This is a genomic window from Microvirga sp. VF16, from assembly GCF_016864375.1.
In the GTDB taxonomy this organism is placed as follows: domain Bacteria; phylum Pseudomonadota; class Alphaproteobacteria; order Rhizobiales; family Beijerinckiaceae; genus Microvirga.
The window spans coordinates 2,805,603-2,825,651 of the sequence record NZ_CP069354.1; the positions used below are offsets into that span (position 1 = coordinate 2,805,603).

Annotated in this window: 15 protein-coding genes and 2 pseudogenes; 14 read left to right on the forward strand and 3 right to left on the reverse strand. The window is 54.9% G+C overall.

Going from position 1 to position 20,049, the window contains the following annotated elements:
- Positions 1–238 precede the first annotated feature (238 nt).
- From JO965_RS13140 to JO965_RS13185, 10 genes and pseudogenes are all read left to right on the forward strand, one after another.
- Positions 239–406 (forward strand): hypothetical protein, encoded by a 168-nt coding sequence (locus tag JO965_RS13140; protein ID WP_203439350.1) that lies wholly within the window; start codon positions 239–241, stop codon positions 404–406.
- Between the two features lie 76 nt (positions 407–482).
- A protein-coding gene (locus tag JO965_RS13145; protein WP_371826785.1) for an IS5 family transposase occupies positions 483–1,324 on the forward strand; the annotation gives its coding sequence in 2 pieces (ribosomal slippage) (positions 483–852 and positions 852–1,324; 843 coding nt in all).
- A gap of 217 nt (positions 1,325–1,541) precedes the next feature.
- Positions 1,542–1,725, forward strand: a pseudogene (locus JO965_RS47870) (transposase); the annotation flags it as partial.
- A gap of 593 nt (positions 1,726–2,318) precedes the next feature.
- On the forward strand, positions 2,319–4,283 hold the full coding sequence (asnB, locus tag JO965_RS13155; RefSeq protein WP_203439353.1) for an asparagine synthase (glutamine-hydrolyzing): 1,965 nt from the start codon (positions 2,319–2,321) through the stop codon (positions 4,281–4,283).
- Entirely contained in the window at positions 4,273–5,454 is a 1,182-nt protein-coding gene (locus JO965_RS13160) for a glycosyltransferase (protein WP_203439354.1), read from the forward strand. The genes asnB and JO965_RS13160 overlap by 11 nt, the downstream gene beginning before the upstream one ends.
- 54 nt (positions 5,455–5,508) lie before the next feature.
- Positions 5,509–6,801, forward strand: a complete 1,293-nt coding sequence (locus JO965_RS13165; RefSeq protein WP_203439355.1) for an O-antigen ligase — start codon at positions 5,509–5,511, stop codon at positions 6,799–6,801.
- Between the two features lie 223 nt (positions 6,802–7,024).
- Complete coding sequence (locus tag JO965_RS13170) at positions 7,025–8,662, forward strand: HAD family hydrolase (protein ID WP_203439356.1); 1,638 nt, start codon at positions 7,025–7,027, stop codon at positions 8,660–8,662.
- Between the two features lie 17 nt (positions 8,663–8,679).
- The gene (locus JO965_RS13175; RefSeq protein WP_203439357.1) at positions 8,680–8,949 is read left to right on the forward strand and encodes an acyl carrier protein; all 270 of its coding nucleotides are present in this window, start codon (positions 8,680–8,682) and stop codon (positions 8,947–8,949) included.
- Complete coding sequence (locus JO965_RS13180) at positions 8,927–9,862, forward strand: hypothetical protein (RefSeq protein WP_203439358.1); 936 nt, start codon at positions 8,927–8,929, stop codon at positions 9,860–9,862. Before JO965_RS13175 ends, JO965_RS13180 begins: the two co-directional genes overlap by 23 nt.
- On the forward strand, positions 9,859–10,971 hold the full coding sequence (locus JO965_RS13185; RefSeq protein ID WP_203439359.1) for a hypothetical protein: 1,113 nt from the start codon (positions 9,859–9,861) through the stop codon (positions 10,969–10,971). The genes JO965_RS13180 and JO965_RS13185 overlap by 4 nt, the downstream gene beginning before the upstream one ends.
- Positions 10,972–10,986: 15 nt before the next feature.
- On the opposite strand, the gene JO965_RS13190 is transcribed toward JO965_RS13185, so the two are convergent.
- Positions 10,987–11,820 carry an IS5 family transposase gene (locus JO965_RS13190; RefSeq protein WP_203439360.1) on the reverse strand — a complete coding sequence of 278 codons (834 nt, stop codon included), beginning with the start codon at positions 11,818–11,820 and terminating at the stop codon, positions 10,987–10,989.
- Between the two features lie 197 nt (positions 11,821–12,017).
- On the opposite strand from JO965_RS13190, the gene JO965_RS13195 reads away from it, so the two are divergent.
- Together JO965_RS13195 and JO965_RS13200 are read left to right on the forward strand one after the other, a co-directional pair.
- Positions 12,018–13,072, forward strand: a protein-coding gene (locus tag JO965_RS13195; protein WP_203439361.1) for an IS630 family transposase whose coding sequence is annotated in 2 segments (ribosomal slippage) — positions 12,018–12,504 and positions 12,504–13,072 — 1,056 coding nt in all. Because the reading frame shifts where the segments join, the coding sequence is not laid out codon by codon here.
- Positions 13,073–13,202: 130 nt separating this feature from the next.
- A pseudogene (locus JO965_RS13200) lies at positions 13,203–14,170 on the forward strand (IS630 family transposase).
- Positions 14,171–14,232: 62 nt separating this feature from the next.
- Here the strand turns inward: JO965_RS13200 and JO965_RS13205 are convergent.
- Positions 14,233–15,078, reverse strand: a complete 846-nt coding sequence (locus JO965_RS13205) for a calcium-binding protein (RefSeq protein WP_203439362.1) — start codon at positions 15,076–15,078, stop codon at positions 14,233–14,235.
- A gap of 885 nt (positions 15,079–15,963) precedes the next feature.
- Positions 15,964–16,818, reverse strand: coding sequence for an IclR family transcriptional regulator (locus JO965_RS13210; protein ID WP_203439363.1), 855 nt, complete (start codon positions 16,816–16,818; stop codon positions 15,964–15,966).
- 200 nt (positions 16,819–17,018) lie between these two features.
- On the opposite strand from JO965_RS13210, the gene JO965_RS13215 reads away from it, so the two are divergent.
- Positions 17,019–18,038 (forward strand): TRAP transporter substrate-binding protein, encoded by a 1,020-nt coding sequence (locus JO965_RS13215; protein WP_203439364.1) that lies wholly within the window; start codon positions 17,019–17,021, stop codon positions 18,036–18,038.
- Positions 18,039–18,149: 111 nt separating this feature from the next.
- On the forward strand, positions 18,150–20,024 hold the full coding sequence (locus JO965_RS13220) for a TRAP transporter large permease subunit (RefSeq protein WP_203439365.1): 1,875 nt from the start codon (positions 18,150–18,152) through the stop codon (positions 20,022–20,024).
- Positions 20,025–20,049: the final 25 nt, after the last annotated feature.

Consider the following 20,049-nt stretch of genomic DNA (forward strand, 5'->3'; position numbering starts at 1 on the left):
CCAGACAGCTAGCACTACTTTGGCAGGTATGAGGAACTGGGCGAGCGCTGCCGACTTCTGCCATTGAAGGATTTTTCTGCGGGAGGTCGTCATGAGCACCCTGATTTTTTGGGAACATGAACTTCAGTCCTAGCTTGAGCCCTTCCTCACCCCCCGCATCATCCGGTCGAGCGGCCGCTCGCGGGCGTGCGCCGGCCATTTCGCACAAAGCCAAGGCCACAAGAACCCGCCGGCTTTCTTGCCGAAGGCGCTCGATCGTGGGCGAGCTCGCATCGAGCAGACCTCCGGCAAGCGCAAGCGCTTCAAACGCGTCACCTTATGCGCTGACAAGACCGCCAAGAGCTTCGGCTCGTTCGTCGCCTGGGCTCTCAGTTTCATCCTGATCAAATCCGTCCGCACGATCTAAGAGCCTGTCCGAGTGAAAGTTGAATCCGAGCAATGACTTGTGATTCACTGGTTGGCGCCGATTTGCGGAGGCGCCCATGTGGACCCCAGAGAGCCGAGGTCTCTACGCTCGCACAGGTTTGCGCTACCCGAGCGACCTGACGGATGCCGAATGGGATCTGGTGCGACCATTTCTGCTCCGTCGCACGAGGTCCGGGCCAGTCCCGGAGCGCTTGCGCGAGATCCTCAATGCCGTTCTGTACGTCTTGAGCACAGGCTGCCAATGGCGGGCTTTGCCCAAAGATCTGCCGCCGCGCGGCACCGTGCACGGCTGGTTCGTGCGCTGGCATTGCGATGGCGTGCTCGACCGCCTGCACTTCGCGCTCTACCAGCAGGTCCGCGAGCTTGAGGGACGCCACGCCAGTCCCACCGCCGCGATCGTCGACAGCCAGAGTGTCAAGAGCGCCGAAAAAGGGGGAGGCGCATCGATCCGATCGGCTATGACGCGGCCAAGAAAGTCAAGGGCAAGAAGCGCCACCTTATCGTCGACACGCTGGGCCTGATGCTCGGGCTGAATGTGACACCGGCCGATGTGCAGGATCGGGATGGCTTTCTGCCGCTTCTGAAGAGTGTGCGGCGCGTGTTCGTGTTCCTGGAGCGCCTGTTTGCCGATGGCGCCTACAGCGGCACAGCAACAGCCGCGGCCGCGAAACGGACCGGCAAGGTGGTTCTGGAGATTGTCAAACGCTCGGAGGCAGCCAAAGGCTTCGGGGTGGTCGCGAAGCGGTGGATTGTCGAGAGAACCTTCGGGTGGCTCGGTCGCTGCCGCCGGCTGGTCAAGGATTTTGAGAACCTCACGCGCACGCAGCTGGCATTCGTGCAACTCGCCATGATCCGGCTCATGACCCGCAGGATCGCAAGGCTTTGTCAAAGCTCATGAATCGCTCGGACCGACTCTAAGTCACGCGGTTAGCCCGATGAAGCCAGAGTTTAGAGTAATGTCCTAGTATACTGTCTCGGTCGGAAGGTTCAGGCTGATGGCTGACCGTGTGGTCCTGATCCTTCAAACTGGTCCATTCGGAGGGCAAATTTTTCGGGCACGCGAAGCCTGAGGAGAGGGCAGTGCCATGAAGAAATAGCGCTACGCTGAAGAGCAGATCGTCCTTGCGTTGCGCGAAGCGGAAAGCGGCACTCCAGTGGTGAGGCGATCCGCAAGATGGGCATCACCGAGCGGAACTTTTATCGCTGGAAGAAGCAGTTTGCTGGCATGGGCGTAGCCAAGATCCGACGCCTCAAGATGCTTGAGGACAAGACACCCGGCTTAAGAAGCTCGTGGCGGATCCAACGAAGCGGAAAGTGGAGGAGAGATTCCGATGAGACGAGGCCGCATATGGCGCTCGGCGGCTTGACCCTGAACGCCTTCCTAACAAACTCACTAGGCCCGGAAAGTTACACAGACGGTGGATCACATCCAGGGGCAGGTCCACACAGGCCAGGATGGCTCTGCCTGTTTTGATCCATACGAAAGCGCGCGGCCTGCTATAGTGCTCGGCGATGTGGCGGTTAGCGGCCAACTGCAGATTGCTCGACGAGCTAAAGTCGCCACGCTGCGGCCGTGATTGGTCGACGCCGAGAAGATCATCTCAGCCGTGTTGAACCATGTTGCGATGCCGCAATTGAGGCGTTTTGAACAATATTAAGAAGCGAATTTTTGAGGGTTCTGTCACCAAAATTTATAACGCCGGGGAAATCGCCAGATAGGGTCGTTATAATTCGGCAGAGGTACTCCAATTTAAGGCCACTTAGCTGGAATAGCTCTGTCGGGAAAAACCTATCTTGATGATACTCTGACCCTGCTCTGGTATTGCTCGTGCACCAAGAGTTTAGATGTTGACAATACTTTTTGCGAGCGATGCTTCCTGCGAAGGAATGTTATGTGTGGCATTGCTGGATTCCTATTCCCGACTAAGTATCATCATGACGAAATCTTCGACACTCTGCAGAAGATGACGGATGCCTTAGTTGCCAGAGGACCTGATGATGAGGGTCATTGGATCGACATGGCTACCGGTGTCGCACTCGGTCATCGCCGTCTCAGCATCATCGATCTCTCACCAGCCGGTCATCAGCCGATGATGTCCGCTAGTGGACGCTATGTTCTTATTTTTAATGGTGAGATCTATAACCATCTCGAAATTCGCCGAGAACTCGATACTTCGGATGGAGAGTATAGATGTTCTGACACATGTACCGGATCAACATCTGTCAGAGGGAAATGGAGGAGTACATCGGACACAGAGAGCCTCCTTGCTGCAATTGATGCGTGGGGAGTGAATGGTGCCCTCATGCGATGTGTCGGCATGTTCTCAGTAGCTTTATGGGACAAGGCCGAACATACCTTAACGCTTGTTCGCGACCGTCTTGGCGAGAAACCTCTGTATTACGGATGGTCAAATGGAATGTTTATCTTTGCGTCTGAGTTGAAAGCATTCCATTCAATGCCCGGTTTCTCAGCTGCAATCGATAAGACGGCCCTGTGGCACTATTTCTGCCAAAGAGCTGTTCCTGCACCATACTCCATTTATGAGGGAATTCGTAAACTTGAGCCAGGTCAGATCCTTACTCTCCACATCGGGAGTGATTTAGGTCGCAGTCGCGTCGTGATAGAGAACTATTGGTCCCTCGAAGAGACCCTGAAAGCTGATGCATTTCGTGGTACAGCTAATGATGCGGTAGAGGAACTCGCCCGCCTTCTGAAGCAAGCTATCTCGCTGCAAATGGTGGCTGATGTACCTGTTGGTGCATTTCTGTCTGGTGGAATCGATTCCGCTACAGTTGTCGCTCTCATGCAGTCACTGTCCAACCGGACCATCCAGACCTATACAATGGCTTTCGAAGAGAATTCCTTCAATGAAGGCCCGTATGCCGCCGCCATAGCTCAATACCTGGGTACAAATCATACCGAACTTACTGTCACTACATCAGAAGCACTCACCATTATCCCGCGCTTGCCGGATATCTGGGATGAACCTTTTGCTGATAGTTCCCAGATTCCGACCGCTATCCTGACAGCTCTCGCGCGACGTAACGTGACCGTTGCTCTTAGCGGCGATGGCGGGGACGAATTGTTCTGTGGCTACAAGAGACAACTCACGGCAGCCGCCCTCGAGCGAATTCCGGCAAAAAACCTCGTTGGAGCTCTGCTCTTTGCATTCAATTCACCGAGGATGCAAATGCATCTCCGCTCGCTGCCTTTAGGACTCGGCCCCAAAACTGCTGCAAGCCGCCTCGCGATTCTCTCGGATGTTTTTACCTACAATGATCCCGCTGAGCGCTACATGGCGTTTTCGTACGATTCGGAATTTTCCGATAGAATGGTCAGAGGAGTTTCAGAGTGCCGGTTAGAGGCTGTAGGCACAAAGACGGCCGCGGCACGGGACATACTTTCGCTTGTATCGGCAGTTGATACCGCAACTTATCTTCCAACAGATATTCTAACGAAAGTTGATCGGGCCGCAATGGCGGTCAGCCTTGAGACACGAGTTCCATTCCTTGATCATCGTGTTGTCGAGTTCGCATTCTCATTGCCTTCATCGTTCAAAGTACGAAATAATGAGAGCAAATGGCCACTGCGGCAGATACTCCGTGAATATGTGCCATCCGGTTTATTCGATCGGCCGAAGATGGGTTTTGGTGTTCCCATTCGCGACTGGCTAAGGGGGCCGCTCCGGTCATGGGCCGCAGACTTGCTTCTGTTGGGGAACTCTCGTGACGATATTTTGGACAAGAAGCTAATCGAGAGAATATGGCGCGACCATCAGTCTGGAGCATGGGATTACGCAGAGCACTTATGGCGTGTCCTGATGTTCCGTGCGTGGCAGATGCGATATGAGCGATAGAACAATACGTATCCTGTTCATTCTTCCATCGCTTACCGCTGGAGGAGCTGAACGTGTTGTTTTGACATTGTTGCGGAACTTATCTCGGGATAAGTTCGATGTCGCGTTGTTGATTGTCAGCAATAATGATGCTGTACTCGTTGATGAGGTTCCATCCGACATCCAGGTGTTCGATATAAAGGCTCGACGTCTGCGTCTTGGGCTTACCAAAATTCTAGAGCATTTGTGGAGGCTCCAACCCGATATCGTGTTTTCAACCCTCGACTATCTAAATGTTGCGCTTGGGTTTACCCGTCCATTCTGGCCACGGCATACCCGCCTGATTGCTCGTCCTACGATTCTTTTTAGTGCGGACCTTAGAATGCGCCGCAGACCTGGCTTATGGCGCGCAGTGAATAGACTTGTTCTCCCTCACATTGACTTGATGGTGTTTCAATCAACAGCAATGGAGCAGGATTATCGCCGCTCGTTGAATTGGCATGATGGGCCTGCGGCTGTCATTCATAACCCACTCGACTTCACTTTTATACAGAGAGGGATTCTCGAGCCTGCAAACACCGGACTTGACCCAGGCAAATTCAATCTTGTAGCAGCCGGTAGGCTAGAAGAGCAGAAAGGTTTTGACCTCGCTATAGAGGCTATTGCGCTAACCCGCAATGGCAATGTCAATTTGACTATTCTTGGGGACGGATCTTTGCGTCAGTCTTTAGAAAGTCTTATTATTAAACAGAAGGTGCAGGATAGGGTGAGGTTGCTTGGTTATATCCACAATCCTTATCCATATTATTCCCAAGCTGATGGATTTCTGCTGTCCTCTAGGTTTGAAGGTTTTCCAAACGTGGTTCTCGAAGCGCTGGCCTGTCGGACAGCTATTGTGGCAACGCCTGTAGCTGGATTAGAAAGTGTTCTCGAAAAGATCCCGGAATGTCTTCTTTCTGAGGATTGCACTCCAGACGCTCTCGCCAAGGCAATAGATCTTTTCGTAAATCAGGGGCGCTGTAGGGTACGTCCTGATGCCGTCAGAAATTTCGATGTGCAGCATATTGTAGCGCATTATGAGCGGGTATTTGTTGAAACCCATCTTCTCGATCGTCAGCACCGGATGCGCTCCCAAATGAAGAGTCTCAGTCCTCCCGTTGAAGCGCCGTCTAGCTTATCAAACGACCAATGATCCGGTTTCGTGGCACCCACTATCTGATAAATCTTGGATTGGCTAAGAAAGCGAATGTCAAGCTCCGCCCATATACCGAAAAGATCTCTTGATCCCCTGGGCTTGTGTCTGCTGCTTTTTACAGGCCTTAATTTAAACGGTATCGGCGCCAAATTTATCGGCGGAGAGTCGCTATTTTCTCCAATAGCGCTTGTTCTGACGCTTATTCTGCTCATCAAATACGCGAGAATCGAGCGTGTGCGATATATTTACTTTTTTGCGCTCGCGACAATATGTGTCTACTTGTTTGCCGGTTCGATTCCACCCTTAACGAGAGGAGAGATAAAAGTAGAGTATTTATCGCTTTATACAACAAGTATTATTTTGATGTCGGCAGTTTATTTTTGGATTGTCAGCAAAGATGAAGGTGGGCGGCTCCAGATTCTCTATGCATTCAAGTGGATCCTGATAACTGCATGTGTATTTATTATTCTTTCGGAATTTTTGCGGCCATACGAAGTTGTCCATGAACTCAGTGCTGCATATAGCTCCCAGTTAGAGGACGGAAGGGATCGCGCCAGCGGCTCCTTTGAAAACCCGAATGAGGCAGCTGCAGTCGCTCTATACTGCCTCGTCTTAGTCGTGGCCTTGCCATCGAAGTATGGGCTTGGAAAATTATTTCAGTGCGGTGTGGCGTTTGTCGCACTTGTAATGACCTTCTCCAAGGCCGCAATGCTCGGTGCCATCATTCTTACGGCGGCCTTCCTGCTTACAAAAAGATCTCTAAGAGCCAAGATATCAGTACTACTAACGTTCCTCACTGGCGTAATTATTTTATGGTTCGCATATGAACAAGATCTGTTCCATTTTTCGATAGAACAACGCGAGAGATTGGCCGATGTTCTCAACCTTGCAGGTGGCGAGATCACGGATAGGACGACAACGATGCGCAATGTTCTCCTGCAATATGGCGTTGAGAAAATCAGAGAAGTTTTTCCGTGGGGGGCAGGCCTAGGCGAATTGCACGCGATGGAAGGTAGCATCCGCAAGGTATCATCTGGCGGGATAGAGACAACCAGATGGCTGGGTGTTCATAATACTTTCCTGACAATCCTCGGGGAGGGGGGCGTAATTCCATTTATGATGCTATTGATTCTCCTATGTTGCTTGATGATTGCTGGAAGAAGGTCGCAATATCGTGACATAATTTGGGGATTCACAATAGTATTCATGATTGAGTTATCTGCCGGGCATCATATACTCATGCTTCGCTATGCAGATACTGTATTGGCGATTGCGATCGCACTAGCAGTTTCCTCGAGGCAGGGCTTTGTAAGGAACTTATCTCTATCCGGGCAGGTATGCTGAGCTCCTCAAGCCACGACGCGAGCCGCTATTCTCTTTGAACTTATAATCTTCAGCGCCCGGAATGGCGCCGTTAGGCCCGTCGCCGCAACAAGATCTCTTAAGGTGCAACCCAGAAGAGTGACTGTCGAGTGAGTTGTCCAAGGTGATAGGATTAGAGTGTTGGACTTGGCGTTTACGGCTGGTCAAGAGCCTCTCTTCAGCAAGTAGAAAAGGCGATGCGAGCATGGGTAGCATGCTACTCACGGGTGACACGACGCTTTCCGGAATTGGTCGAGCACTTCAAAAACAATTCGGCGCAAAGTCGTCTTGGATTGTAAAGGAGGCAAATTTCAACTCCTGGCGAATCGAGGCGGTCGATCCTCAATCATCCTTTCACCGCGAACCAACAGACTTTCTGATATACATTCTTTCTCCGCGCATCCTGACAGATCTGCCAGATGCAGAGAATGTCTTCGAAGAATTCTTGTCCGGATTGCAGCATCTGGCAGGCATGACACGAGTTCTGTGTACAACGCTCGTCGTCGATCCGTTCCAAGTGCAACCCTTGTATGAGACGCTTCGTCTTCAGAAGAGAGCAGATGACATCAACGCCAAGCTGCGTCTGTTCATGGAAGCACACAATTGGTTCAATCTAATTGATCAAGCCGCGCTCTTTATGACACATGGTATCGCGTCCCTCACCGACCCTCGCTTTGAGATGTTGGGACGTATGTACTATTCTCCGAAGGGTGTGAGACTGCTCGGCGAAGCCGTTGAGCGCGCTACGTTGGCTCTCACTCGGCCTCCTAAAAAAGTGTTGGTCTTGGATCTCGACAACACCCTATGGGGAGGAGTTCTCGGGGAGGATGGGATTACTGGTATCAGGGTGGGTGGCGAGGGACTTGGCTACGCATTTTCCCGCTTCCAGCGCACGCTCGAAACTCTCAAGCAGAACGGGATACTTCTGGCAATCTGCAGTAAGAATGAAGAAGAAGATGCATTGCGGGCGATAGCGCAACATCCGGATATGCAGCTCAGGATCAACGATTTTGTTACGCATAGGATCAACTGGAAGCCCAAGAGTGAGAACCTCCGCAGCATTGCGGAGGAGCTTAACCTCGGGTTGGACAGTTTGGTCCTGTTCGACGACTCCCCGTTCGAATGCGAAAGCATCCGCCAACTTCTTCCTGACGTCGACGTGTTAGAGGCTCCAAAGGATCCCAGCGATTTTGTCAGGGCGCTTGCAGTTTACCCCGGCTTCGACATGTTCCGCGTAACCGATGAGGACCGCAAGCGATCCCACCAGTATTTTCAGGATAGGCAACGCCGCTCACTAGCGAGTCAGATGGGTTCCCTCGAAGAGGTTTATCGATCATTAGAAATGCGGGGGCGGGTTTCTGTGGTAACGGACGTAACCCTTGCGCGCGTCCAACAACTTATCCATAAGACCAATCAATTCAACTTGACGACCAAGCGATATCAAGAGCCTGAATTGCTTTCAATGATGGCCTCCGACGATGTCATTATTCTTACCCTTCATCTCTCGGATAGGCTTGGTGAGAGTGGGCTGACCGGAGTGCTTGTTGTTACGACGGGCCGGGATCAGTGGGAAGTCGACAACCTTCTTTTGAGTTGCCGGGTCATCGGACGCACAGTCGAATATGGCCTCATCCGCTACCTTGCTGAGAAAGCGCAGGCATCCGGTGCCCGCGAGCTGATCGCGTCCTTTGTGCCGAGCGGACGAAACCAAGTGGCCGCCGAATTTCTATCGCGTGCAGGATTCCGCAAAGATGAGAAGACTGGTAGGTGGATACTGCCCCTAAACCAGGCAGATACCTTAATACCCAAGTCATATGTATCAATCGAAGAAGATGCTTATTAGTTGATTGAGGAGGAGTAATGAGTAGATCAGTCGTAGTCGACGACTCTAAGTTCAAGAGCAAGGTTATGGCGCTGCTTGATATCTCTGATCATGAGTACAGGCCTGACCTTAAGATGGAAGATGTTGCTGGATGGGACTCGGTAGGACATCTCAGTCTTATCTTTGGCCTCGAGGAGGCGTTTGGGGTGAGATTTAAGATGGAACACATCCCGCAACTTGACTCGCTTGAAAAGATAAAATCTGCACTCACGCAGGAGGGGCAAGATGGGCGGGATCATCTGGCCTGAGGGAAAGTCGTTCGCATTTACCGTGTTTGACGACACGGACTCTGCGGTCCCAGGCAACTATGAGCGCGTCTACGCACTTTTGCGTGATAATGGTCTTCGAACAACGAAATCGGTTTGGCCCCTGAAAGGAAAAGGTATCCCTGTAAATGGCGGTGCAACTTGCGAAGATCCGGAATATCTCGCGCATATGCTTGAACTCCAGACGGAAGGGTTCGAGATTGGTTTCCACGGCACCACTTATCACAGTATGAAACGTCCTGAGATCGAACGTGGGCTGGACCGCTTTCGGGATTTGTTCGGGAGTTATCCCAAAACCATGGCCAATCACACCGGGTTGGCGGAGAATATGTATTGGGGCGCCGCGAGACTGACCGGTGCCCAAAAATTAGTCTATAATATTTTGATGAGTGGTCGTAATCCGCATCGGTCTTTCGGCCATTGCGAGGGAAGTGACTACTTCTGGGGTGATCTTTGTCGGGATCGCATCGTGTATGTCCGCAACTTCGTGACCTCTCATATCAACACTCTCAAATCCTTTCCACAAATCACCTATCACGACCCGGCGAGACCTTATGTGAGGCAGTGGTTCTCATCGTCGGAAGGTTCGAACGTAAAGTCCTTTGTTCAAACTATCTCGGAAAAGAATCAGGATTGCTTGGAGGAAGAAGGGGGCGCATGCATCATGTATGCCCATTTCGCCTTCAATTTTGAGGATCCGCATGGACAAGTCTGCCCACGATTTCAACATCTGATCAGACGCCTTGCAAAGAAAAACGGCTGGTTTGTCCCTGTTGGAACGCTGCTTGACTATATTCGGCAGCAGCAAGGCGACCATATCCTCACGGATTTTGAACGGTCTCGTTTGGAGCGCAACTGGCTTTTGCACAAGATCTGCGTCGGGGGGACGACGTGAGCGTTAAAGTCGTTCCCTATGAAAACACCCACATTCCCGCGGTGCATGCTTTCAACGAACGCATTCGCGCGGGAGGAATAAATTTTCGCTTTCCTGAAGACAAAGTCTCCGAACAAACTGAAGAAGATCCGCAGATCTTCAAGCGTGAATGTTACCTTGCGCTTGAACGGGATGGAACTATGCGCGGGGGATATGTCTTGAAGAGGCACCCCTATCAACGCTGTGGGAAGGATGCCATTGCCGGCAATTATCAATTGCCGCTCTCCGAAGGGACCATCAATCCCGCGTACGGAATGGTAGGTATCCAGATTCTCCTAGACTGCCTTGCACGTCAGCCTCGCTTGTATTGCTTGGGAATGGGAGGGCTCGAACGGCCTCTCCCAGTCATGCTTAGGAAGATGGGATGGCGAGTAGACCTCGTTCCTTTTTTCTTCCACATCGTCCATCCTCAAGCATTCCTAAAAGGCATTGTCTTTCTTCGGCAATATCCAAAATACCGGGCTGCGCTTGATCTTCTTCGATTGACGGGTGTGGGCTATATCAGTCTGAAAGCTTGGATGTCTTTGAGCGCAATAGTCTGTTCAGTGAGAATCGCTGCTAGACGCACATCTTCTAGTAAAGCACTAGAATTCGGGGAATGGGCGGACACTATATTCCGGAAGGCGTCGCCTATCTACGAGTTCATTGGAGTTAGAGATCGTGCAGCCTTGGCACAACTCTATCCTGTAAGTGACTCACGGTTCATCCGTGTGCTAGTTGAAAACAAACAAGGTCCAGTTGGTTGGGCAGTTGTCTTGGCGACACAGATGCAGGGTCATAAGCAGTTTGGAGATATGAAGGTTGGTAGCCTTGTGGATGTGCTAACCATTCCAGGATATGAGGGTGACGTCGTCGATCACGCAATTCGGACGCTTAAACGACACAATGTTGATCTCATTGTCTCCAATCAATCGTCATCGGAATGGCAGCGGGCTCTTAGGGGAGCCGGTTTTATTCAAGGCCCATCGAATTTCGCCATCGCCTGCTCAAAGCAGCTAGCTTCCGAGATTACAGATTTCGGCTCGTGTCACTTCAACCGCGGTGATGGTGATGGCCCTATCCATCTGTAAGAGGCTGGTGAGCAATTATCTTTCGCCTTTGCGAGTGAGACGGCGCAGCAGGATGCGGCTCATCGCGAGATAGAGCAGCATCTCGCCGGTTTCGACGAAGCGCTCATAGTCCTTGGCGAGGCGACGATTGGTGGTCAGCCAGCCGATGGTCCGCTCCACCACCCATCGGCGTGCGAGCACCTGAAAGCCGCTCGGGCGCGTCGGTGGCTCTGCGTCAATCCGCATCCAGGTTCCGCCGCTCCACCAATGCTGCGGGATGGATAATCTCCAGCCCAGGGCTTTCTGAAGCCAGTCCCGCAAACCTCGATAAGCGGTGTCTGCCCACATCAGCTCGATGGCCGGAAACAGATGCTGCAGACCCTCCAACAAGACCTCAGCTCCGGCGCGGTCATGGATGTCGGCGGGCTGCACCTTGTTCTTCAGCAGATTGCCTTGCGTATCAACGAGCAGATGACGCTTGCGGCCCTTCACCTTCTTGGCGCCGTCATAGCCGCGCGGCCCTCCCATCTCGGTGGTCTTGACTGACTGGCTGTCGATGATCGCCGCACTCGGTTGAGCAGACCGGCCGATCGTGCGCCGATAACTCTCGCGCAGCGCCTGAGTGATGTGCTCCCACGTGCCGTTCTCCCGCCACTGCGTATAATGGTAGAAGACGGCGTCGCGTGGCGGATATTCGTGCGGCAGCATCCGCCATTGAGCTCCTGTCCGCAGCAGGTAGAAGATGGCGTCGGCGATGCGGCGTAAGGGATAGGTCTGTCGTCGCCCGGCGGGATGACTGCGGGCGATCAGCGGCTCCAGCAGCGCCCATTCGGCATCGGTGAGATCACTGGCGTAGGAACTGACATCCATGGCACGGGCCTCGATCGTGAAACAGCCCGCATCCGCCTCCGCGGCCCAGCACCAAACCGATTCTGAATCAAACACTTGGATCGAGCAATAAAATTGCTCACCAGCCTCTAATACCAAGTCCCTGAAGGGCTGACTCGTTCGTGACTTCTCGGACTGGGGCGGGTGTGATTCAGTTTAGCGAACCAGAGAGGTTCGCCATGCCAATTCCACTCCGCTCTGATTTCGATGCGCCCCAGTTGCGGGTGCTTGCCAGGAAGACGAAGAATGCTCCCCAGGCACGGCGGCTTCTGGCACTCGCGGCCATCTACGAGGGCGCCTCGCGCACCGCGGCGGCGCGGGTCGGAGACGTGACGCTGCAGATCGTGCGCGACTGGGTGTTCAAATTCAATGCTCAGGGACCGGCCGGGCTGATCGACCGCAAGCCGCCGGGCCAGCCCTCCCGGCTCACAGATGCCCATCGATCAGCCCTCGCCGCCACGATCGAAAGCGGGCCGCTTCCGGCCGTGCATGGGGTGGTGCGCTGGCGGCTGGTCGATCTGATCCAGTGGCTCTGGGATGAGCACCGCGTACCGATCTCCAAGCAGACCCTGAGCCGGGAAGTGCGCGCGCTCGGCTATCGCAAGCTGTCGACCCGCCCGCGTCATCACGCCAAGAGCGATGCCGCTGTGGCGGCTTTTAAAAAGACTTCCCCGCGCGTGTGGCGGAAATCGCGACCCACGAGGCCAACGGCAAGCCGCTAGAGATCTGGTTTGCCGACGAGGCGCGCATCGGCCAGAAGAACAAGATCACGCGGCGTTGGGCCAAGCGCGGCACCCGTCCCTCGGCCCCGCGGGATCTGCGAACCGCCTCCACCTACATCTTCGGGGCGATCTGCCCGGCGCAAGGCAAGGGAGCCGGCCTGGTGCTGCCCCGTTGCACGACCGAAGCGATGACACTGCATCTGGCCGAGATCGCGCAGGCGGTGGCGCCTGGGGCACACGCTGTGTTGCTGTTGGACCGGGCGGGCTGGCATGTCTCGCGCAAACTGCAGGTGCCGGCCAACATCACTCTGGTGCCGCTGCCGGCGAAAGCGCCCGAGCTGAACCCAGTGGAGAATATCTGGCAGTATCTGAGGGAGAACTGGATCTCCAACCGGATCTTCACATCCTACACGGATATTCTCGATCACTGCTGCGCGGCCTGGACCAAGCTCGTCGACCAGCCTTGGACCATCATGTCCATCGGCTTGCGTGATTGGGCATACGGGTTCTGATCAGGGGGACTTGGTATAAGTAACTTTATGAAGGATATTGTCAGACGTGAATGCTAGAGCGGATTTGGCTTGAACGGAATCGGCGTGTCTGATTCCGTGGTGTCTGGGGGCGTGAGCAGCGAGGCTCACCATGACGACACCGCTCTCTCAGGATCTTCGCCAGCGCATTGCCCGGGCTGTGGTCAATGGCAGTTCAATCCGCCAGGCCGCTGCGCGTTACGAGGTCAGCCCGTCGGCTGCCGTGAAGCTGATGCAGCGGGCGCGCAAGACCGGCTCTCTCGCCCCTGACCGGATTGGCGGGCGTCGTCGCCCGATGCTGGAGCCGCATGAGGACCTGCTCCGTAGCCTGATCGCCACGAAGTCCGGCATCACGCTCTCCGAGATCCAAGCCGAACTGAGAGCCCGCGGGATCGTGGTGGCGGCGCTCTCCACCATCCTGCTCACCCTGCGCCGGTTCGGCCTGCGGCACAAAAAAGACACTCCGGGCGGCCGAGCAGGACCGGCCCGATGTCGCGCGCGAGCGCCAGCGTTGGCGGGTGTGGCAGCGCTATATGGACCCCAGCCGCTTTGTCTTTCTCGATGAGACCGGCACCACAACCACGATGACGCGCCGCTATGGTTGGGGGCCCGAGGGTGAGCGGGTAGTGGACGCCACGCCCTGGGGGCACTGGAAGATCACGACCTTTGTGGCGGGCCTGCGCGCGAGCGGCGTGATTGCCCCGATGGTGCTCGACGGCCCGATGACGGGGGAGGTGTTCCGCGCCCATGTTGAGCAAGTCCTGGTTCCGGAACTCTCGCCGGATGACGTGGTGGTGCTCGACAATCTGGCCGCGCACAAGGTGGCGGGCATCCGGGAGATGATCCGGGCAACTGGCGCCAGCCTGCTCTACCTGCCGCCGTACTCGCCCGACCTCAACCCAATCGATCCTTCGACAGGCTCAGGATGAGGAGGTGTTTGCCAAACTCAAAGCGCTGCTGCGCAAGGCCGCCGCCTGAACGAAGGACGCGCTCTGGATCACCATTGGCGAGTTGCTCGATAGCTTCCCGGCTGCGGAATGTCGTAACTACCTCAGCAACTGCGGATATGAGTTTACCTAAAGCAAATCCGCTCTAGTGAGTTTCAATTGCTACATGTAGTATCATAAGTGATGCTCTTCCACTCAGACGACGAAGAAGTCCTTGTGCGTGATCGCAAGGTCCTTCGAAAGCTTCGCGATGGCCTTCTGGGAAGCGCCACCTGTTCCGTCAGGATCATAATAGAGATAGCCGGTCTCATCGTTGTAAATGACCCGGTCACTCGCATCGTGCGCTTCCGATCCGCTCCAGAAGGCCTTGGCCTTTAGACTGCCCTTCGAGCCTGCCTTGGTGAAGATTGAATGAGCGAGATGGATGCTATCGTGCTTCACGGAGAAATCGGTAATCGTGTCCCTGTTCGCCGTGGTGGGGGCGACATCAAAAACGAATCTGTCGTTGCCGCTTCCGCCCGAGAGAATATCCTTGCCGAACTGGCCCATGAGATAGTCGTGTCCTGACCCTCCAATCAACTTGTCGTTCCCTCGACCGCCATAGAGATGATCGTTGTTGATCCCGCCACTCAGGTAATCGTTGCCGCCATAACCCTTCAGTCGATCGCTTCCGGACAGGCCGAAGAGACGGTCCCGTCCCGAGTTCGCCAGAAGCCAGTCGTTTCCGGTCCCACCGTTGAGTGTCACCGCTCCATACGTGAAGCGCGTGGACGTCAGGTCAATCAAATCGTTCCCACTGCCACTGCTGATGTGCGTGACATTGATTAACCGCGGGGTGTCATAGCCTGATTTATCCAAAAAGATGATATCGGCATCCGCGGTGCCGAAAAGCGCATAAACGTTGAGTCCATCACCCCAGGTATCAGTATTGTTGATGCCCTGTACTTGCCCCCCTGCTGCCGTGGTTGGCGGGTCACCCGGGCTGCCAGCATCGTTCCATGTGTCGAGTATGAAGGTGCCGTTCCAATTGAGATGCTGCATGATACCAATCTCGCTAAGAATCGAGCCAGAGGGTTCGGCAAGCTAATCGAGCGTAAGCATTCTCCCGGGAAAAACCTCTTGGTTCGCCCTCAATATATAATCCAAGAAACTATATTGGTACGTTTGAGCGAGAAGCAATAACGCTCAATAGGATATAACCACTACCTCAATATAGGGTGCGACCTGATACCTCGATTGGCAGGCGAACTATATATTTCTACCGATCATAAAAACAGAACTCATACTTACCCATGTTAAATTGTCGCTTCAATACTGTCAGTCCTGGGAAGGCTCTACGGCTCTGCTGAGAGAGGGCTATGTCCATTCCAGTCGCCCTCTGGCATCAATTACGATGCCACTCGCCTGCGTTATCTTGCGCGCCAAAGCAAGGATGCTCCGCACCCAAACGGCCGAGGGCGGCGGGGCGAGCGTGCAGACCATGCGTGATTGGGTGCTGCGCTTCAATGCTTGAGGGTCCAATGGGCTTTTCGACGGGAAGGCGTCAGGCCAACCTTCGATTTTGAGCGACAGGTATCGTCAGCATCTGAGCAAGATGATTGAGAACGGTCGATCCCGACCCATCCATGGCGTAGTATGATGGTGTCTGGCCGACCTGATGCAGTAGTTCTGAGACGAATACCGGATCAAGATCTCCAAGAAGAGGCTCAGTCGTGAACTGCGGGTTCTGAACTTCCGTGAGATCTCGGCTCAGCTGCACCATCATGCCAAGAGCGAAGCGGCCATGGTGCTTCTAAAGAGACTTCCCAACGCGTCTGGAAGAGATCGCTAAGGGCAGCCGTTGGCCACTCCTTGAGATCTGGTTCCGTGATGAGGCCTATAAGACCTATAGAACTTTGCGAAGATCCTACGCCGTTATCGATAGTTTCACCGGACCCTCGACTGTTTTTCGCCGTTGTCGGTCTCATATAGCCGCGCCTCGATCAAGGCGGCCTCTTTTTTGAGAAGCGGAGCGATCTCGCGTTGGCGCTTCTCACTCAGTCGACTTTCTGTTGCCGCGATGGAAAGAGCGCCAATCGGGCGGCCATCCGATCCGGAGATCGGAACGCCGATCGCCCAGGAATCGGAAAGGAGCATGCCTGGGTTGAGAGCATAACCTCTTGCGCGGGTGTCTTGAACGAGGGCTCGGAGAACAGAAGGCGAGAAGGGCGGGTACTTGTCTGCGAGAACCTCCGCGTTAGCGGTCAGAGCTTCCTCCACCTCCTCGTCTGGCAGCGCGGCAAGCAAAGCCAAGCCTCCTGCTCCTACGCCGAGAGGATGGCGGTCTCCGGCATGAAGAGCGTGGACACGGATCGGATACGGACCTTCCTCGCGATGGACACAGATGGAGTAGACATCGCGTGGCACGGAGAGAAAGGCGGTGTCGCCGGTCTGTTGACTGAGTCTGACAAGGGAGCGGAGAGAGATCGAGTGGATGCCGAAACGGGTGCTCGCCAGCATTCCGAGAACGTGAATTTCCAACCCGAGATAGTAGCGCCTGCTCTCCAGATCCTGGTCGAGAAGACCGGCACGCATCAGCGCGAGAAGCATGCGGCGGACGGTCGGCTTCGGAAGTTCGCACTGTTCAACCAGCTCGGACAATCGAGCGCCGGAAGGCCCGGCTCTCCCAACGAGCAGAAGGAGCGTCGCAGCTCTGTGGATCGCCTGTGCTCCATTGGAGATCGCTCTGTCGATCCCCTGGATCGCAATCTTGGCTGAAATCGTCTTCCCATATTCCAACATATGGACCTTCAATGGCCGGGAGTTGAGGATCGCTCCCAAAGAGCAATTTTCCATTGACAACAGAGACTATCAGAGTGCCTCCTTAGGAGCCAACGAAAACGCCCTGCAAGTGGCGTGCCACTAATAACAGAAGGTCCGAGATGTGGACCTGATTTTTGAGGAAGCATGGGGATCCCAAGAGCCCCAACCAGGAGGGTTACATGATCTTGTCTCGCCGCCGGCTGCTCACTGTCGGTTCGACCGCTTTTGCCGGTGCTGTCATCGGAGCGCCGTTTGTTGCACGGGCCCAGCAGGCTGAGTTCACCTACAAATATGCGAACAACCTGCCGGACTCGCACCCGATGAACGCCCGGGCGCGAGAAATGGCGGCTGCGATCAAGGCCGAGACGAATGGCCGTTTCGATCTCCAGATCTTCCCGAGCAGCCAGTTGGGATCCGATACGGATACGCTCAGCCAGGTGCGCTCGGGCGGGGTCGAGTTCTTCACATTATCAGGCCTGATCCTGTCCACGCTCGTGCCGGCGGCATCCATAAACGGAATCGGGTTCGCATTTCCGGACTACGCGACGGTTTGGAAAGCGATGGACGGTGAGCTCGGCTCCTATGTCCGGCAGCAGATCGCCAAGGCCAACCTCGTCGCCATGGACAAGATCTGGGACAACGGCTTCCGGCAGACGACGTCCTCGACGAAGCCGATCAATACGCCCGATGATCTAAAGGGATTCAAGATCCGAGTGCCGGTTTCTCCCCTCTGGACATCGATGTACAAGGCCTTCGAGTCCGCCCCGACCTCGATTAACTTCAACGAGGTTTATACGGCACTTCAGACCAAGGTGGTGGACGGTCAGGAAAATCCCCTCGCCATCGTCTCCACGGCGAAGCTGAACGAAGTCCAAAAGTATTGCTCCTTGACGAACCATATGTGGGATGGGTTCTGGTTCCTGGCGAACAGGCGTGCATGGGAGCGACTGCCTGAGGATGTACGCACGATTGTTGCCAAGCACATCAATACGGCCGGCGTGAAAGAGCGTGAGGATGTGGCCAAGCTGAACGGTGGTCTTCAGCAGGAACTCGCCACCAAGGGCGTGATATTCAACCAGCCTGATCCTGTACCCTTCCGCGACAAGCTGCGCAAAGCCGGCTTCTACTCGGAGTGGAAGGGTAAGTATGGTGACGAGGCATGGGCTCTGCTGGAGCGTGCCGTCGGCACCCTAGCCTAAAGCTCGGATACCGGGGTTCCGCGCGTGGAGTGAAGGAGCCCCGGAAATTTCCATGACGGATAGCTACTTCGGTCGCGCAACGTCATAGGAACTCGTAGGGAATGTTTGGATATGACATCCTCCGCACAGGCTATCCCTGCCTCAGAACCGCTCATCATTGCCGAAAGTGACGAGGTTCGCGCGGGGTCGCGCTTTCTGAAGCCTGTTGAAATAGTGGCATCCGGCCTGCTGGTCATTATTGTGACACTTCTGCTGGCCGGAGTGACATCCCGGTATATCTTTTCACTCCCGGTTGTGTGGATCGATGAGGTTGCCTCGATCTGCTTCCTGTGGCTTGCCATGTTGGGATCGGCCATCGCGCTCGACCGCAACGAGCATCTCAGGCTGACATTGTTCCTCCACAAGATGCCTGAACGGGTTCAGGGATTCATGGAGGCTTTTGCCCTCCTGGTGATCGCGACCTTCCTTCTCTTCCTGATGGTTCCGGCCTTCGACTATGCTCTAGAGGAGTGGTACATCACGTCGCCTGCACTGAATATTCCAAATACCTTCCGCGTGGCTGCTATTCCCTTCGGAATGGTAGCCATGCTCGGAATCGTAATTATGTATGCGCTGAAAAGTTCATTATGGCGCGACCTCGTCATCGCGGCTCTCCTGATCGCCACAATCACCGCTGCGCTCTGGTTTTTTTCACCGTCCCTCCTGAGGCTGGGTAGCTCTAAGATCCTTCTGTTCCTGGTCGTGTTCGTAGCAGTCTGCCTTGCGGCCGGTGTGCCCATAGCCTTCTGTTTCGGCATAGGCACTTTGAGCTATCTGGCTTTCGCCACTCAGGTCCCGACCTTCGTCATGATCGGACGGATGGATGAAGGCATGTCCGGCATCATTCTTCTGTCGGTCCCGATTTTCGTTCTGCTTGGCTGCATCCTCGATGCGACAGGGATGGGCAAGGCCATCGTCGATTTTCTCGCGTCGCTTCTCGGTCATGTGCGTGCCGGCATGTCCTACGTGCTGCTCGGCTCACTCTTCGTGGTGTCTGGTATCTCAGGATCTAAGGTGTCCGACATGGCCACAGTCGCTCCGGCACTTTTCCCGGAGATGAAGCGGCGAGGGCACAGCCCGCGGGAGATGATCGCGCTTCTCGCGACCGGCGCGGCTATGGCCGATACGGTTCCGCCCAGCATCGTCCTGATCGTTCTGGGTTCTGTCGCAGGGGTCTCCATTGCCGGTCTTTTCACCAGCGGTTTCGTTGTCGCCATGGTTCTGCTCGCGGTCCTCGCGATTCTGGCGCGCTGGAAGTCCCGTCGTGAGAGCATGGAAGGTGTTCGTCGGGCACCGGCTTCTCTGATCGGTCGCACGCTGCTCGTCGCCGCCCCTGCATTGGTTTTGCCGTTTCTCATTCGGAGCACGGTCGCCGGTGGTATTGCGACGGCAACCGAGGTGTCGACCATTGCTGTCATCTATGCACTGTTCGTGGGCATCGTTCTCTACGGAGGCATCGGCTGGCGCAAGCTCTACGGCATGCTGGTCGAAACCGCAGCGCTCACCGGATCGATCCTGCTGATCCTCGGAACCGCCCTTGCCATGGCCTGGGCGATCACACAGGCGGGCGTCGCTCAGGGGCTTGCGTCCTTCATGACGGGGCTACCTGGCGGCCGGATCACCTTCATGGCCGTGACCATCATCGTTTTCATAGTCCTGGGCTGTGTGCTTGAAGGGCTTCCGGCTATCGTTTTGATGGCTCCGCTCATGTTCCCCATCGCGAAGAGCCTTGGGATCAACGACATTCACTACTCCATGGTCATCGTGACCGCGATGAATATCGGTCTGATGACGCCACCGATCGGCATCGGGTTCTATCTTGCCTGCAAGATCGGCAATGTCTCGCCAGACGAGGCTATCGGCGCGATCTGGCCTTATCTCGTGGCGCTCATTATCGGTCTCGTGATCATTGCCACCGTACCGTGGATCTCGACGGCCTTCCTCTGACTGCCTCCTCAGACTCGTGAGGAAG